The sequence below is a fragment of the Parasulfuritortus cantonensis genome (assembly GCF_004337445.1).
GTDB lineage: Bacteria > Pseudomonadota > Gammaproteobacteria > Burkholderiales > Thiobacillaceae > Parasulfuritortus > Parasulfuritortus cantonensis.
In genome coordinates this window covers 1-14,757 of record NZ_SJZB01000008.1, presented here as the reverse complement: position 1 = coordinate 14,757, position 14,757 = coordinate 1, and the positions used below count along the sequence as shown (strand labels likewise).

Here is a 14,757-nt window from a genome sequence, read left to right as displayed (position 1 = left end):
GTACGGCGTCAATGCATGAGGAAGGCGAGGCCGAGCAGGCCGATCATGGTCGGCCACTTCCACATCAGGCGCACGAGGTCCTCGGTGCGGTAGCGCGGGAACAGGTAGGCGAGGCTGACCGGCACGGCCAGGACCGCGAAGCTCTTGGCCAGGAAGCTCAGCCAGTTCTCGCCGCCGCCCAGGAACAGGGTGACGTAGAGCACGGCGGCGGTGTAGAGCTGGAAGCACTGCATGACGAACAGGCCGCCCATGTGCTTGCCGCTCATCTCGACCATGGGGCCGGTGGCGATCTCGGCCGGGGCGACGTAGATCTCGAACGGCTGCTTGCCCAGCATGCCGTGCAGGGCGAACAGGCCGGCCAGGGCCAGGAGCGGCATCTGGCTGACGCCCCAGCCGGCGATGCCGGCCGCCTGCTGGGCGGCGGCGATGGTGATCAGGTTGCTGCTGCCGAAGTGGAAGGCGACCCCGAAGATGACGATGATGAAGGGCACGTCGTAGGCCAGCATGGCGGTGAGGGCGCGGCTGATGCCGATGGAGCCGTTCGGGTTGGCGCACTGGCCGACGCCGAGGGCGAGGCCCAGCGACGGCACCATCATGACGTAGGCGAGCACCACCAGGCCGCCCTTGTCGGCGATGCCGGTCATGCCCGGGACCGGCAGCATGGTCTCGGCGGCGATGTAGCCGCCCACCGCCATGACGATGCCGAGGTCGTGCACCAGGCCGTGCGAGGTCTGCGTGTGCTTGCCGTACAGCTTGACGATGTCGAACAGCGGCTGGAAGAAGGGCGGGCCGACTCGGCGCTGCAGGCGCGCGGCGATGCGCCGCATCATGAGCACCATGGCCAGGCCGACCACGAAGGCCACCAGCGGCATGAGGACCAGTTCGACGAGCAGGGATGCGACGTTCATAGGGCCACCCAGGCGATCAGGGCGACGCTCGCCGCCAGCAGGTAGAAGGCCGGGTTGATGGCCCGGTACCAGCCGCCGGCACCCTGGGCGACCAGGCTGAGGCCGGAGCCGATGGCGCCCTCCAGCCAGTGGAAGCTGCCCCGGTACCAGCCGCCGATCAGGTGCATCAGGCCGGCGTAGAAATTGTCGCTGTAGTGGTAGCGCATGCCGGCATCGAGGAAGTGGCCGCCGGCATAGTTGTCGAGCTGGTGGACGCGGTGGGTCTTGCCGCCGGCGCCGTAGAACAGCAGGGCACCGACGCCGAAGCCGGCAAACATGACGCCGACCACCCATAGCATGTCCAGGCTGGCGCGCGGGCTGGCGATGCCGCCCAGGGTGTAGTCGATGACCGGCAGGCCGATGGCGGCCTGGGCATCGGCGACCCAGCCGAGCACCAGCCCGGGCGCCACGCCGGTGACGAAGGCCAGGGTGGCGGTGGCGAGCATGGGGATCAGCATGGACAGGGGGGCCTCGTTGAGCTGCTCGTGCTCGGCGCGCAGCTGGCCCAGGAACAGGTTGTGGATCAGCTTGTAGACCGACAGGATGGTGCCCAGGGTGCCGACGATGGCGGCCAGGAACAGGAACGGCCGGCCGTCCTGGATGAGCGAGGAATAGACCATCCACTTGGACACGAAGCCGCTCATGGGCGGCAGCCCGGCCAGGCTGATGATGCCCAGGAGCAGGGCCAGGAAGGACAGCGGCATGCGCGCGACCAGGCCGCCCAGGCGGTTCAGGTCGGTGTGGCCGACCCGGTGGCGAACGCCGAACACCACCATCAGCAGGGTCGCCTGGGTGGCGGCGTAGTTGATCACGTGCAGGAGGCCGCCGGCCGAGCCGAGCGCGCTGCCGACGATCAGGCCGAGCAGCATGTAGCCGCCCTGGCCGATGCCGTGCCAGGCCAGCAGGTAGCGGGCGTCGTTCTGCTTCAGGGCGGTGTAGGTGGGCAGCACCACGGTCAGGGCGGCGACCCAGGCGACCACGTCCTGGGCGGTCAGGAAGGTGAACGGCACCGCCAGGGCCTGCAGGTGCGGGATGCCGATCAGGCCGACCAGGACCAGGGCGAGGGCGAACAGGCCCATGCGGCCGACGACGCCGCCCAGGAACACGGAGCCGGGCGCCGGGGTCTCGGAATAGGCCGCGGCCTGCCAGAGGTGCAGGGGCAGCAGGGCCAGCTTGGCGCCGAAACCGAGGCCGAACAGGATGATCAGGGCCCAGAGCGGACCCGGCGCCATCGCCGCCAGGGTCGCCCGCGCGGCCTCGTAGCTGAACGAGCCGCCGGCCTGGAACAGGACCACCAGGGCACCCAGCAGGGCCATCGCCCCGGCCATGGCGTAGACCAGGTAGCGCAGCGCCGCGTCGCGGGCGAGGCCGCCGGCCAGGGCCATGAGCAGGAAGCCGGCCCAGGAGGTGGCCTCCCAGCCGACGAACAGGGTCAGCAGGTCGCCGCTGCCGAGCAGCAGCAGCATGGCGAAGACGTTGGCGGCGAGGGCGGACTGGAACAGGCGGCGCCGGCCGGTGTAGGCGCGCAGCCATTCCCCGGCGCCGTACCAGCTGGCGAAGAACGCCGTGCCCAGGGTGACCACGGCGAAGAACCAGGACAGGGCGTCGAAGCGCCAGCTCAGCTCGAAGCCGAGCGCGGACAGGTCGAAGCTGGTCGAGCCGGTGCGCTGCATGGTGAACAGCAGGGCCAGCTGGACGCCGTACATGAGGGTGGCCAGGACGCCGGCGCGGCGCCAGTCGCCCAGGACCAGCATGGCCGCCAGGGTGGCCGCGGAGGCCAGGTAGAGGGTATCCAGGGGTGTCACAGGCCGCCTCCCAGGGTCAGTGTCCGATAGGCCGCCGTGTCGGCGGCCTGGCTGGCGAGTCCGGCCAGGGCGTCGGACACGGCCGGCAGGGTCAGCATGGCGGCGACCAGGACGGCCCCGCCCAGGCCGGCGACGGCGAGCGCGCGCGGGCTGTGGCGGTCGCGGAACTCGCCCGGGCTGTACAGGATGCCGACCAGGCGGAACAGGTAGTGGGCCTCGACCACCGTGACCGCCAGGACCAGGGCCAGCGCCGTGAGGTCGAACGGACCGGCGCCACGGGCCAGCTCGAGCAGCACGAGGAGCTTGGCCCAGAAGCCGGGCAGGGGCGGCACGCCGACCAGGGACAGGGCGAACAGGGTGAACAGGCCGGCCGCCAGCGGGCTGGCCCGGCCCGCCCCGGCCAGCTTGTCGAGGCTGCCGTGCCAGCGTTCGGCGAGCATGAACAGGGCCGGCTTCACGAGCAGGTGGTGCAGGGCGACGGCGAGCGCCGCGGCCAGGCCGGCCGGCCCGGGCAGGGAGAGGGCGACGAACAGGAGGCCGAGCTGGCCGATCGACGAATAGGCGAGCAGGCGCGGCAGGTCGCGCGCGCGCCAGGCCGCCAGTTCGCCGGTGACCAGGCCGGCCAGGCCGAGGACCATGAGCATCTCGCGCGCTTCCGGGCTGTCGAACACCAGCACCGTCAGGCGCAGGAGGACCAGGACCGCGAGCTTCGACACCACGCCGGCGAGCAGCGCGGAGATCGGTTTGCCCGCGCAGGCATACAGGTCGGGCACCCAGTTGTTGACCGGGAACAGCTCCGCCTTGACGCCGAACCCGATCAGCAGGCAGGCGAAGGCGGCCAGGCCGAGCGGGTTGGCCAGGCGCTCGGGCGCCAGGTCGGCCAGCTGGGCCAGGTTCAGGCTGCCGGTCTGGGCGTACAGCAGGGCGATGCCGGCCAGGGCGATGAGGGAGCCGAAGCCGCTCACCAGGACGTAGCGGACCGTGGCGACGTAGGCGCGCCCGGTGCCGGTGGCGCTGGCCAGGCCGAACGAGGCGACCGTGAGCAGCTCGTAGAAGACGTACAGGTTGAACAGGTCGCCGGACAGCGCCATGCCGGTGCCGGAACCGACCAGGAGGAGCATCAGGGCGCTCTGCCGGACGCCGGCCTCGCCGGCCTCGGCGCGCGGCCACAGGAGCAGGGCGGAGACCGGCACGGCGATGGCCATGAGCAGGGCCAGGGCGTCGGCGTAGAAGACGATGCCGACCGGCGGCGCGAAGCCGCCGATCGCGGCGGTGACCGGTTCGCCGCCGGTCAGCAGGGCGATCTGGACCAGCAATCCGGCGCATACCAGCAGCACGGCCGGGCCGGCCCAGCGCGCCAGGGCCGCGGACAGGCGGCCGGCCGGCTGGAGCAGGAAGGCGGTCAGCAGGGGCAGGACGACGGGCAGGACGAGGGCGTTCATGGCCGTTCCCCGATCAGGCCGGCCGGGCCCGGCAGGGTGGCCGGCGCCTGGGCGCTGTCCGGCTCGCCGATGCCGGCGGCGGCGCGGATGTCGCGTTCGACCAGGGCCTTGAGCTCGGCCAGGTCGAGGGTGCCGTAGGCCAGCTTGACCCGGACCAGCAGGGCCACGGCCAGGGCCTGCACGCCGACCCCGATGACGATGGCGGTGAGCACCAGGGCCTGGGGCACCGGGTCGACCATGGCGGCCGGGGCGCTCCCGGTCAGGATCGGCGCCACGGCATCCCAGCGGTAGCCGGCGATGACCAGGAGCAGGTTGGCGCCCGCCTCGGCCAGGCCGAGGGCCAGGACCAGGCGGAACAGGTGGCGGCCGAAGGCCAGGCCGGCGGCGCCGACGACGATCAGGCCGAGGGCACCGATGACGAGCAGGGCGAGCGGGTCGGGGGCGAAGGTCATGTCCATCCGGGCCTCATTCAGCCAGTTGGGCCAGCAGGCCGGCCAGTTCCGCGCCGACCTTGAGGCCGACGGCGAGATAGAGCAGGGGCAGGCTGCCGGCCGAGACCAGCTCGCCCAGCATGCCGCGGTCGAGCAGCGGTTGCAGGAAGGCGCCGCCGCCGGCCAGGGCGGCCAGGCCGATGCCGATGAAGGCGGCCCCGGCCAGGCCCTCGATCAGGCTGATGACGCCGTGGCCGGGCCGGTGCGACGGCCGCGCCAGGAAGGAGGCGAAGAACGCCGCGGCGAGCACGACGCCGCCCTGGAAACCGCCGCCCGGGGTCAGGTGGCCGTGCAGGACGATGTAGAAGCCGACCGTGAGCAGGAGCGGGAAGAGCAGGTCCGAGCCGGTGCGCAGGATGAAGCCGGCCTCGCCGTTGCGGCTCCGGCTGCCGGCGTGGCCGAGCACCAGGCCGGCCGCCGTGGCGGCGGCGAACAGGATGGCCAGTTCGCCCAGGGTATCGATGCCGCGGTAGGCCAGGACCACCGAGGTGACGATGTTGGCGGCGCCGATCTCGCCCGGGGCACGGGCCAGGATCTCGTTGCCGATCGCCATGGGCGTGGCGCCGAGGGGCAGCTGGGCGGCCAGGCCGAGCAGGAGGACGCCGAGGCCGAGCGCGAACAGCAGGGTGGCGATCCTATGCATGGTCATCCTCCGCCTTGATGCCGGCCAGGCCGAGCCGGCGCAGGCCGAGGGCGAGCACCGCCCCGGACAGGCCGGCACCGACGGCCGCCTCGGTCAGGGCGACGTCGGGGGCGGCCAGGAGGGCGAACAGCACCGACAGCAGCAGCGATACCACCGAGGCGGCGGCCACCGCGGCGACCAGATTGTCGAGGAGCAGGACCAGGACGGCGGCACCCAGCATGAGCACCACCAGCAGGAGGACGAGCCAGGCCATCAGGATTGCCCCTTCTGCCAGACGGCGACGCCGGCGCGGTGGAAGGCGCGCGCCAGGGTGGAGGAACCGACCGGGCTGGTGAACAGGATGAAGCCGATGATCGCCACCAGCTTCGCCCACCAGCCGGGCTCGAGCAGGCCGACCCCGACCAGGATGAATACCGAGCCGAGGGTCGAGGCCTTGGTGGCGGCCTGGATGCGGTTGTAGACGTCGGGCATGCGCAGCAGGCCGACGGCGGCGAGCAGGCAGAGCAGGGCACCGGCGAGCAGGAACAGGTCGGCGAGCAGTCTCATGACCGGGCCCCCTCGATGGCGCGTGCCAGGGCCACCACGCCGACGAAGCTGAGGACGCCGTAGACCAGGGCGACGTCCAGATACAGGGCGCTGCCCAGCAACCAGGCGACCAGGGCCAGGCCGGCGGTGGCGACCACGCCCAGGGTGTCGGCGGCAACCAGCCGGTCGGGTGCGGCCGGCCCGCTGCTCAGGCGCAGGAAGGCGAGCGCCAGGGCCGCGGCGAGGATCGCGAGGACCAGCCACTCGAGGGGATTCAGCTCGGGCATCATGACAGGAAGCCTCGGATGCGTTGTTCGAAACCGGCGGCGATGGCGCGCGTCGCGGCCTCCATGTCGGTGCCGCCGGCGCGGTCGATCCAGTGGATGAGCAGGCGGTCGTCGTCGACGTCGACCGTCAGGGTGCCGGGCGTCAGCGTGATGCTGTTGGCCAGGAGCATGCGGCCGAGTTCGGAGCGCAGGCCGGTGTGCACCTCGACCATGCCGGGGTCGAGCGGCAGGCTGGGCGAGAGGATGCGCCGGGCCATGTCGAAGTTGGACAGGGTGAGCTGGACCAGGAAGTAGCCCAGGTAGCGCACCAGGTGCAGGGGGGCGGCCGGGCTCAGGCGCAGGCCGCCGAGCAGGGTCAGGCGGCTGCCGGCGGCCGCCGTGGCGACCAGGGCGACCAGCGCGCCGGCCGCCAGTTCGCTGGCCGCCAAGGTGCCGGTGAGCAGTATCCAGGCCAGCAGGCAGGTGCCGAAGCCAATCACGTACGCCCGCGCCGGGGCGGCGCGGAATGCCGGGTTGCTAGTCACCAAGGCGTCCTTTCGCGGTGGGTCGGGTTTCACTAAGCACGTCCCGGGCCAGGTGCCGGGCAGGAAGGCCGGCGCAGGCGCCGGCAAGGGGTCGTGCGGTGCCGGCGGGGAGCCGGGTGCGGGTTGGTCGAGGCAGGATAATCAAATGGTTATATTTACTCGGGCGCTTGGCCAACAGGCCAGGCGGGACGTCTCGGGGTGCGGCCGGATGATGCCAAGCGCAGGTGACAGCCGCGTTACGGACCGTGCGGCGCGCACCAGGCTGAGTCACCGGTGCCCCAAGATGCGGCCGCCGGGTTTTCCTCGCCACGCGCCGAAACGGGAAAGGGTCGGCATTATAAGAAAAATGAACCGTTTGTCATAACCGCGGCTACAATTCCGGACGAATCGCGCGCCGCCGGCCGGGAGCCGCCGGTCCCGCATCGAGGAGAAGCCCCTATGCACATACCGGATGGATACCTGAGTCCCGCCACCTGCGTCGCGGCCTACGTGGTCACGCTGCCGTTCTGGTATCTGGCCCTGAAGAAGGTCGACCGCCAGTTGAACAGCCGCATGGTGCCGCTCCTGGCGGTCTTCTCGGCCTTCTCGTTCGTGATCATGATGTTCAACCTGCCGCTGCCCGGCGGCACCACCGGCCACGCGGTCGGCCTGGGCATCGCGGCCGTGGTGCTGGGGCCGTGGGCGGGCATGCTGGCGATCTCCATCGCCCTGCTCATCCAGGCCGTGTTCTTCGGCGACGGCGGCATCAGCACGCTGGCCGCCAACTGCCTGAACATGGGCGTGGTCGGGGTCGGCGTCGCCTACGCGGTCTACCGCCTGGCGGCCGGCCGCGCGCCGCTCGACGCCCCGCGCCGGGTGTTCGCCGCCGGCCTGGCCGGCTACCTCGGCCTCAACGCCGCCGCCCTGCTCACCGCGGTCGAGTTCGGCGTGCAGCCCCTGTGGTTCCACGATGCCGACGGCACCCCGCTGTACGCGCCCTATCCCCTCGCCATCGCCGTCCCGGCCATGATGATCGGCCACCTGGGCATCGCCGGCATCGCCGAGGCGGTGGTCAGCGCCGGCCTGCTGTCCTACCTGCAACGCAGCGATCCCGGCCTGTTGCGCCTGAGCGCGCCGGCCGCCGCCGCGGCCGGGCCGGTCGCCGTGCCGGAGCCGGTGTTGGCGGCAACCGGCTGGTCCGGGGCGCGCCGGCTCTGGGCCATCCTGGCCCTGCTCATGGTGTTCACCCCGCTCGGCCTGGTCGCCACCGGGGTGGCCTGGGGCGAATGGGGCAGCGAGGACTTCGGCGACCCGGCCATGCGCCAGGAGATCGCTCTGGCCTCGGCGGACCAGGCGCCGCCGGCAGAGGCGCCGCGCGGCCTGGCATCGCTGGCGACGCTCTGGCGCTCGCCGATACCCGACTACGAGGTGCCGTTCCTGCCCAGCGGGGCCGGCTACGTCCTCTCCGCCATGCTCGGCACCGGGCTGGTGATCCTGCTCTGGCTGGTCGCCGCCTGGCTGGTCGGCCGGGCGCGCGGCCAGCCGGTCCGCTCCTGAACGGCGCGGGCCGGTGCCGGAGCAGTCCTTCGTCGGCCACCGCCACCGGCGGGCGGGCTTCCTCGAGCGCATGGCCGGGGACCTCCTGGCGGTGCTCGAACACGCCCTCGTGGCCGAGGGGCTGGCCCGGCGCCCGGGTCTGCTGCAGCGTTTCGACCCGCGCGTGCGCCTGTTCGCCATCCTGGCCCTGATCGGCGCCACGGTGGCGGCGCACAGCCTGGCGGTGGTCTATGGCCTGCTCCTCCTGGCCGCCCTACTGGCCCGGCTGTCGCACATCCCGGTCGGCCTCCTGGCGCGCGGCATCTGGCTGAGCGTGCTGCTGTTCACCGGCATACTGGCCCTGCCGGCCCTGTTCCTGGTGCCGGGCGAGGCCGTCGCCCGGCTGCCCGGGCTGGGCTGGGCGATCACCGCCCAGGGCCTGGCCAGCGCCGCCTTCCTGGTCGGCCGGGCCCTGGCGGCGGCCAGCTTCGCCGCCCTGCTGATCCTGGCGACGCCCTGGCCGCACCTGCTCAAGGCCTTGCGCACGCTCGGCCTGCCGAGCGTGCTGATCGTCATCCTGGGCATGACCTACCGCTACGTCTTTCTGCTCCTGCTCAACGCCCACGAACTGTTCGCCGCGCGCCAGAGCCGCCAGGTCGGCGACCTGTCCGGGGCCGAGCAGCGCCGCCTGGTGGTGTCAGGGGCGGGCGCCCTGCTGAGCCGGAGCATGCATCTGGCCGACGAGGTGTTCCTGGCCATGCGTTCGCGCGGCTACCGCGGCGAACATGCCAGCCTGGCCGAGTTCGAGCTCACGGCCGCGGACTGGGCGGCCTTGGCGATCATGGCGGGCGCCCTCGCCGCGGCCCTGGCGGCGGCCTACTGAGCACCGCCATGACCGAACCCGCCTTCGAAGTCCGCGACGTCACCTTCCGCTATCAGGGCGTCACCGCCCTGGACGGCCTGTCCCTGCGCATCGGCCACGGCCGCCGGGTCGCCCTGCTGGGCGCCAACGGGTCCGGCAAGTCGACCCTGCTGCGTGTCCTCGACGCCCTGTATTTCCCGGAAGCGGGCGAGGTGCGGGCGTTCGGCGCCCGCCTCGACGAGGCGGCGCTGGCCGAGGAGGCGGATGCCTTCGCCTTCCGGCGCCGGGTCGGCATGGTGTTCCAGAATCCCGACGTGCAATTGTTCAACGCCACCGTGTTCGACGAACTGGCCTTCGGGCCGCTGCAGCTGAAGTGGCCGCGCGCGCGCATCCTCGACGCGGTGCACGCCATGCTCGCGCACATGGGCATCGGCCACCTCAAGGACCGGCCGCCGCACCGGCTGTCCGGCGGCGAGAAGAAGAAGGTGGCCCTGGCCTCGGTGCTCATCCTCGACCCCGAGGTGCTTCTGCTCGACGAGCCGACCGCCTCGCTCGACCCGGAGAGCCAGAGCCAGTTGATCGAGACCATGATCGGCTGGGGCGGCGGCGCCAAGACCATGGTCCTGGCCACCCACGACATCGACATCGTCGAGGACGTCGCCGACGTCTGCCTGGTCATGCAGCACGGCCGCCTGGTCGCCGAGGGGGCGCCGGCGGACATCCTGTACGACGTCGAGCTGTTGCGCCGTACCGGCCTCATCCACGCCCATCGGCACAGCCACGACGGCCAGCACAGCCACCTGCACCACCACCTGCACCGCGCGCGGCTCGGCTAGGCCTAGAATGGCGGTCCTTCACGTTGCCCGGACGCGACCATGAAATTCCAGCACCTGCCCGTCGGGGCCCGCTTCGAGTACGAGGGCAAGACCTACGTCAAGACCGGCCCGATCGCCGCCGCGTCGGAGACCGGCGCCCAGCGCATGATCCCGCGCCACGCCGTGCTGAACCCGCTCGACGGCGCCGGCGAGCGGGCGCCGGCGCGTGCGGCAAGGAAGTTGGCGGAGGCGACGGTCCTGGCGGCTTTCGAGCGCTATCACGCCGAATGCCTGGGCCTGGCCGGTGCCGAGGCCGGGCCGGCCCTGGCGGCGGCGCGCGGGCGCTTCCTCGCCGCCCTGGCCGACTAGGCGGCGGTCAGGCGCCCTGCTTGCCGAGGTCCAGGCGCAGGTCGTTGCGCGAGGACAGCTGCACCGACTTCGGCTCGACCCGCCAGATGTCCCGGCAATAGTCGCGGATGGTACGGTCGGAGGAGAACTTGCCGCTCCGGGCGACGTTCAGGATCGCCATGCGCGACCAGCGTTCCTTGTCGCGGTAGGCCTCGCCGACGTCGGCCTGGCAGTCGACGTAGCTCTGGAAGTCGGCCAGCAGCATGTAGGGGTCGTGGTTGATGAGGTGGTCGACCAGGGGCTGGAACAGGTGACGGTCGCCGCGGCAGAAGTGGCCGTCGCGGATCAGGTCGAGCACCGCCTTCAGCTCGGGATTGGCGTGATACCAGTCCGGCGGCCGGTAGCCCTGCCGCTGCATGGCCTGCACCTCCTCGGTGGTGAGGCCGAACAGGAAGAAGTTCTCCGGCCCGGCCTCTTCGCGGATCTCGATGTTGGCGCCGTCCAGGGTGCCGATGGTGAGCGCGCCGTTCATCATGAACTTCATGTTGCCGGTGCCCGAGGCCTCCTTGCCGGCGGTCGATATCTGCTCGGACAGCTCGGCGGCCGGATACACCCATTGCCCGGCGCCGACGTTGAAGTTGGGCAGGAACACCACCTTCAGCAGGTCGCGCACGTCCGGGTCGCGGTTGATCGTGTCGCCCACCGCGGTGATCAGGCGGATCATCAGCTTGGCCATGTGGTAGCCGGGCGCGGCCTTGCCGCCGAAGATGAAGGTGCGCGGCGTGATGGTGACGTTGGGATCGTTCTTGATCCGGTGGTAGAGGGCGACGATGTGCAGGACGTTGAGGTGCTGGCGCTTGTACTCGTGGATGCGCTTGACCTGGACGTCGAACAGGCTGTTGGGGTCGATGGCGACGCCCAGGCGGCGGCGCGCGAAGCCGGCGAAATCCTCCTTGACCGCGCGCTTGATGTAGCGCCACTCGCTCCGGAAGGCGGCGTCGTCGGCATAGGTCTCGAGGCCGCGCAGGCGGTCCAGGTCGCGCACCCAGCCGTCACCGATGGTGCGGTCGAGCAGGCGCGCGAGGCGCGGGTTGGCCAGGGCCACGAAGCGGCGCGGCGTGACGCCGTTGGTCTTGTTGCTGAACTTCTTGGGCGCGAAGGCGTAGAAGTCGGCCAGGACGTCCTGCTTGAGCAGCTCGGTGTGCAGGGCGGCGACGCCGTTGATCGCCTGGCTGCCGACGCAGGCCAGGTTGGCCATGCGCACGTAGCGCTCGCCGTGCTCGTTGATCAGCGACATGCGCGCCAGGCGGTCGTGGTCGCCCAGGAAACGGATGCGGACCTCGTCCAGGAAGCGCGCGTTGATCTCCATGATGAGTTCCATGTGACGCGGCAGGACGCGGCCGAACAGATGCACCGGCCACTGCTCGAGGGCCTCCGGGAGCAGGGTGTGGTTGGTGTAGGCGAAGGTGTTGCGGGTGATGCTCCAGGCCCGGTCCCACTCCATGTCCTGCTCGTCGATCAGAATGCGCATCAGCTCGGCGATGGCGACGGCCGGGTGGGTGTCGTTGAGCTGGACGGCGAACTTCTGGTGGAACTTCTCGAGCGGGATGCCCTGGTTGCGCATGATGCGCATCATGTCCTTGAGCGAGCAGGCGACGAAGAAGTACTGCTGCTGCAGGCGCAGTTCCTTGCCCTGGATCTGCTCGTCGTTCGGGTACAGGACCTTGGTGATGTTCTCCGAGATCACCTTCTTGTTCACGGCGCCCCAGTAGTCGCCGCGGTTGAAGGTGGTCAGGTCGAAGGATTCGGGGGCCTCGGCGCGCCACAGGCGCAGGGTGTTGGCGGTGTTGTTGCGGTAACCCAGGATGGGGGTGTCGTAAGGCGTGCCCATGACCGTCATGGCGGGCACCCATTGGGCGCGATGGCGGCCGTCGCGGTCGACGAAATGGTGGGTGTGGCCGCCCAGGTGGACCTCGACCGCCCACTCCGGGCGCGGAATCTCCCACGGGTTGCCGAAGCGCAGCCACTTGTCGGTCAGCTCGACCTGACCGCCGTCGACGATGTCCTGGGCGAAGATGCCGAACTCATAGCGGATGCCGTAGCCCAGGGACGGAATCTCCAGGGTTGCCATGGAGTCCAGGAAGCAGGCCGCCAGGCGGCCCAGGCCGCCGTTGCCGAGGCCGGGTTCCTCCTCCTGGGCGAGAATCTCCTCGAACGACAGGCCGAGCTCGCGCAGGGCCTGGCGGGCCGTGTCGTAGATGCCCAGGTTGAGCAGGTTGTTGCCCAGGTGCGGGCCGAGCAGGAATTCGGCCGACAGGTAGGCCACCGTGCGCGCCTGGCTGGCGGCGTAGGCCTCCGCCGTGCTGATCCAACGCTGCAGCAGGCGGTCGCGTACCGTGTAGGCGAGCGCCATGTAGTAGTCGTTGCGGGTCGCGAGGGCGGGGAACTTGCCCTGGAAGTAGAACAAGTTGTCCAGGAAAGCGCGCTTCAGCGCCCCCTTGGTGAGGGCGGTGCGGTTGTCCTCGCAGACGGGGTTGGCGGTAGGCGGTTGGGTAGGCATCGTTCAGCGGGTTCGGCGTAGGTCCAGGGTATAGGGATATTCGCCGGGAGCCTCCTCGGCGGGCGGCGCCATCGGTCCGACGTAGGTTCCGGCCGGGACGAATCCCGATACGGTACCCACCCAGGGTGGCGGGGCGTAATGGCCGATGTTGAAGCCCATGTCCTGGAAGCGGATGTGGCGGCGCGCCTCGGCCTCGTTGGCATTGACCGGGAAGTGCTCGTAATTGCGGCCACCCGGGTGCATGACGTGGTAGGTACAGCCGGCGAGGGCGCGATTGTTCCACAAGTCGATCAGGTCGAACACCAGCGGCGTGTGCGGGGCGATGGTCGGATGCAGGGCCGAAGGCGGCTGCCAGGCGCGGTAGCGCACGCCGGCGACGTATTCGCCGTGCCGGCCGGTGCTCTTGAGCGGCACCCGGCGGCCGTTGCAGGCGAGGGCGTAGCGGCCGTCGGTCAGCCCGGTGGCCGTGATCTGCAGGCGCTCGACCGAGGAGTCGACGAAGCGCGCGGTGCCGGCCCGGGTCGCCTCTTCGCCGAGCACCGGCCAGGGCTCGATCGCGGCGCGCAGCTCGACCTCGATGCCGCCGACCCGGAAGGTGCCGTGGCGCGGGAAACGGAATTCCAGGAAGGGCGCGAACCAGTCGAGCTGGAAGGGATAGCCGGCCTCGGTCAGATCCTCGGCCACCTCCTTGAGGTCCTGCCACAGGTAATGCGGCAGCATCCAGCGATCGTGCAGCTCGGTACCCCAGCGCACCAGCGGCTTGTCGTAGGGGGTGCTCCAGAAACGCGCCACCAGGGCGCGCAGCAGGAGCATCTGGGCCAGGCTCATGCGCGCGTGCGGCGGCATCTCGAAGGCACGGAACTCGAGCAGGCCCTGGCGTCCGGAGGAACTGTCCGGCGAATACAGCTTGTCGATGCAGAACTCCGAGCGGTGGGTGTTACCGGTCAGGTCGGCGAGCAGGTTACGGAACAGGCGGTCGACCAGCCAGGGCTGGTCGGCGCCGCCGAAAGGCACCTGGGAGAAGGCGATCTCCAGTTCGTACATGGCCTCCGGCTTGCCTTCGTCGACGCGCGGGGCCTGGCTGGTGGGGCCGACGAACAGGCCGGAGAACAGATAGGACAGCGACGGGTGGTGCTGCCAGTAGGTGACCAGGCTCTTGAGCAGGTCGGGCCGGCGCAGGAACGGACTGTCGGCCGGGGTCGGGCCGCCGAGGGTGACGTGGTTGCCGCCGCCGGTGCCGGTATGGCGGCCGTCGAGCATGAACTTTTCGGTACCCAGGCGGGACAGGCGCGCCTCCTCGTACAGCGTCGTGGTGCGGGCGACCAGTTCGTCCCAGGTGCGGGCCGGGTGGATGTTGACCTCGATGACGCCCGGGTCGGGGGTGACCAGCAGCTTTTCCAGGCGCCCGTCGGAAGCCGGCGCATAGCCCTCGACGGCGACCGGCAGGGCGAGCGCGGCGGCGCTTTGTTCGACCGCGGCGATCAGGTCGAGCGCGTGCTCCAGGCGGTCGAGCGGCGGCAGGAAGACGTGCAGGCAGCCGCCGCGTACCTCGATGCTGACCGCGGTATGGGGCACGCTGACCTCGCCGCGCGCCCGGTCGGCGGTCGGCTGCGGACGGATTTCCGGATGGGCGTCGAAGGTCGGCTCGATGTGGCTGTAGCGGGCCGCCACCTCGCCGTGGAAATCCGGCAGGGGTGGGCGCGGCTCGAAGGGATCGGTCTCGCCGACCCACTCCAACTCGTCCTCGGCCTGCCAGGGCAGGGAATTCAGGGGCAGGCGCAGGCCGATCGGAGAATCGCCCGGGATCAGGTACAGGCGTTCCCGGCGCAGCGGCCAGGGCGCCGAATACCAGCAGCCCACCTGCCAGTTCCAGCCCACCGGCAGGATGTAGCCGGCCGGGGTGTCGAGGCCGCGCGAGAGCACGTTGGCCAGGCGCCGGCGTTCCAGGTCGTCCTTGAGATCGACCTGGTCGAGCGCCAGGTTGTCCGGCAGC

Annotated in this window: 15 protein-coding genes; 4 read left to right on the top strand and 11 right to left on the bottom strand. The window is 71.0% G+C overall.

Features of this window, described 5'->3' with window-relative positions; all coding sequences use genetic code 11:
* Window positions 1-8: 8 nt before the first annotated feature.
* Genes EZJ19_RS01595 through EZJ19_RS01555 form a run of 9 tightly spaced genes read right to left on the bottom strand, consistent with a single transcriptional unit; the run spans window position 9 to window position 6,664 of the window.
* On the bottom strand, window positions 9-908 hold the full coding sequence (locus tag EZJ19_RS01595) for a respiratory chain complex I subunit 1 family protein (RefSeq protein WP_131444554.1): 900 nt from the start codon (window positions 906-908) through the stop codon (window positions 9-11).
* Window positions 905-2,752 (bottom strand): proton-conducting transporter transmembrane domain-containing protein, encoded by a 1,848-nt coding sequence (locus EZJ19_RS01590; protein ID WP_206199279.1) that lies wholly within the window; start codon window positions 2,750-2,752, stop codon window positions 905-907. Before EZJ19_RS01590 ends, EZJ19_RS01595 begins: the two co-directional genes overlap by 4 nt.
* Window positions 2,749-4,194, bottom strand: coding sequence for a complex I subunit 5 family protein (locus EZJ19_RS01585; RefSeq protein WP_131444553.1), 1,446 nt, complete (start codon window positions 4,192-4,194; stop codon window positions 2,749-2,751). Before EZJ19_RS01585 ends, EZJ19_RS01590 begins: the two co-directional genes overlap by 4 nt.
* On the bottom strand, window positions 4,191-4,652 hold the full coding sequence (locus tag EZJ19_RS01580; RefSeq protein ID WP_206199278.1) for a sodium:proton antiporter: 462 nt from the start codon (window positions 4,650-4,652) through the stop codon (window positions 4,191-4,193). Before EZJ19_RS01580 ends, EZJ19_RS01585 begins: the two co-directional genes overlap by 4 nt.
* Window positions 4,653-4,659: 7 nt before the next feature.
* The gene (locus EZJ19_RS01575) at window positions 4,660-5,328 is read right to left on the bottom strand and encodes an MnhB domain-containing protein (protein WP_206199277.1); all 669 of its coding nucleotides are present in this window, start codon (window positions 5,326-5,328) and stop codon (window positions 4,660-4,662) included.
* A complete protein-coding gene (locus tag EZJ19_RS01570; RefSeq protein ID WP_131444551.1) occupies window positions 5,321-5,581 on the bottom strand; it encodes a hydrogenase subunit MbhD domain-containing protein in 261 nt (86 codons plus the stop codon). The genes EZJ19_RS01575 and EZJ19_RS01570 overlap by 8 nt, the downstream gene beginning before the upstream one ends.
* Window positions 5,581-5,874 carry a monovalent cation/H(+) antiporter subunit G gene (mnhG, locus tag EZJ19_RS01565; protein WP_131444550.1) on the bottom strand — a complete coding sequence of 98 codons (294 nt, stop codon included), beginning with the start codon at window positions 5,872-5,874 and terminating at the stop codon, window positions 5,581-5,583. Before mnhG ends, EZJ19_RS01570 begins: the two co-directional genes overlap by 1 nt.
* Window positions 5,871-6,143 (bottom strand): MrpF/PhaF family protein, encoded by a 273-nt coding sequence (locus EZJ19_RS01560; RefSeq protein ID WP_131444549.1) that lies wholly within the window; start codon window positions 6,141-6,143, stop codon window positions 5,871-5,873. Before EZJ19_RS01560 ends, mnhG begins: the two co-directional genes overlap by 4 nt.
* Window positions 6,140-6,664: a Na+/H+ antiporter subunit E gene (locus tag EZJ19_RS01555; protein ID WP_131444548.1), complete on the bottom strand. Its 525-nt coding sequence runs from the start codon at window positions 6,662-6,664 to the stop codon at window positions 6,140-6,142. The genes EZJ19_RS01560 and EZJ19_RS01555 overlap by 4 nt, the downstream gene beginning before the upstream one ends.
* Window positions 6,665-7,102: 438 nt before the next feature.
* On the opposite strand from EZJ19_RS01555, the gene cbiM reads away from it, so the two are divergent.
* Genes cbiM through EZJ19_RS01535 form a run of 4 tightly spaced genes read left to right on the top strand, consistent with a single transcriptional unit; the run spans window position 7,103 to window position 10,225 of the window.
* Window positions 7,103-8,200, top strand: a complete 1,098-nt coding sequence (gene cbiM, locus EZJ19_RS01550; RefSeq protein ID WP_131444547.1) for a cobalt transporter CbiM — start codon at window positions 7,103-7,105, stop codon at window positions 8,198-8,200.
* Window positions 8,201-8,213: 13 nt separating this feature from the next.
* Window positions 8,214-9,062, top strand: coding sequence for a cobalt ECF transporter T component CbiQ (gene cbiQ, locus EZJ19_RS01545; RefSeq protein ID WP_131444546.1), 849 nt, complete (start codon window positions 8,214-8,216; stop codon window positions 9,060-9,062).
* An 8-nt stretch (window positions 9,063-9,070) separates the two neighbouring features.
* Window positions 9,071-9,877, top strand: coding sequence for an energy-coupling factor ABC transporter ATP-binding protein (locus tag EZJ19_RS01540; protein WP_131444545.1), 807 nt, complete (start codon window positions 9,071-9,073; stop codon window positions 9,875-9,877).
* 39 nt (window positions 9,878-9,916) lie between these two features.
* The gene (locus EZJ19_RS01535) at window positions 9,917-10,225 is read left to right on the top strand and encodes a hypothetical protein (protein WP_131444544.1); all 309 of its coding nucleotides are present in this window, start codon (window positions 9,917-9,919) and stop codon (window positions 10,223-10,225) included.
* Between the two features lie 7 nt (window positions 10,226-10,232).
* On the opposite strand, the gene EZJ19_RS01530 is transcribed toward EZJ19_RS01535, so the two are convergent.
* Window positions 10,233-12,764: a glycogen/starch/alpha-glucan phosphorylase gene (locus EZJ19_RS01530; protein WP_131444543.1), complete on the bottom strand. Its 2,532-nt coding sequence runs from the start codon at window positions 12,762-12,764 to the stop codon at window positions 10,233-10,235.
* Window positions 12,765-12,767: 3 nt separating this feature from the next.
* The coding region (locus tag EZJ19_RS01525) for a transglutaminase family protein (protein ID WP_165873420.1) at window positions 12,768-14,757 on the bottom strand (1,990 nt) is incomplete at its 5' end.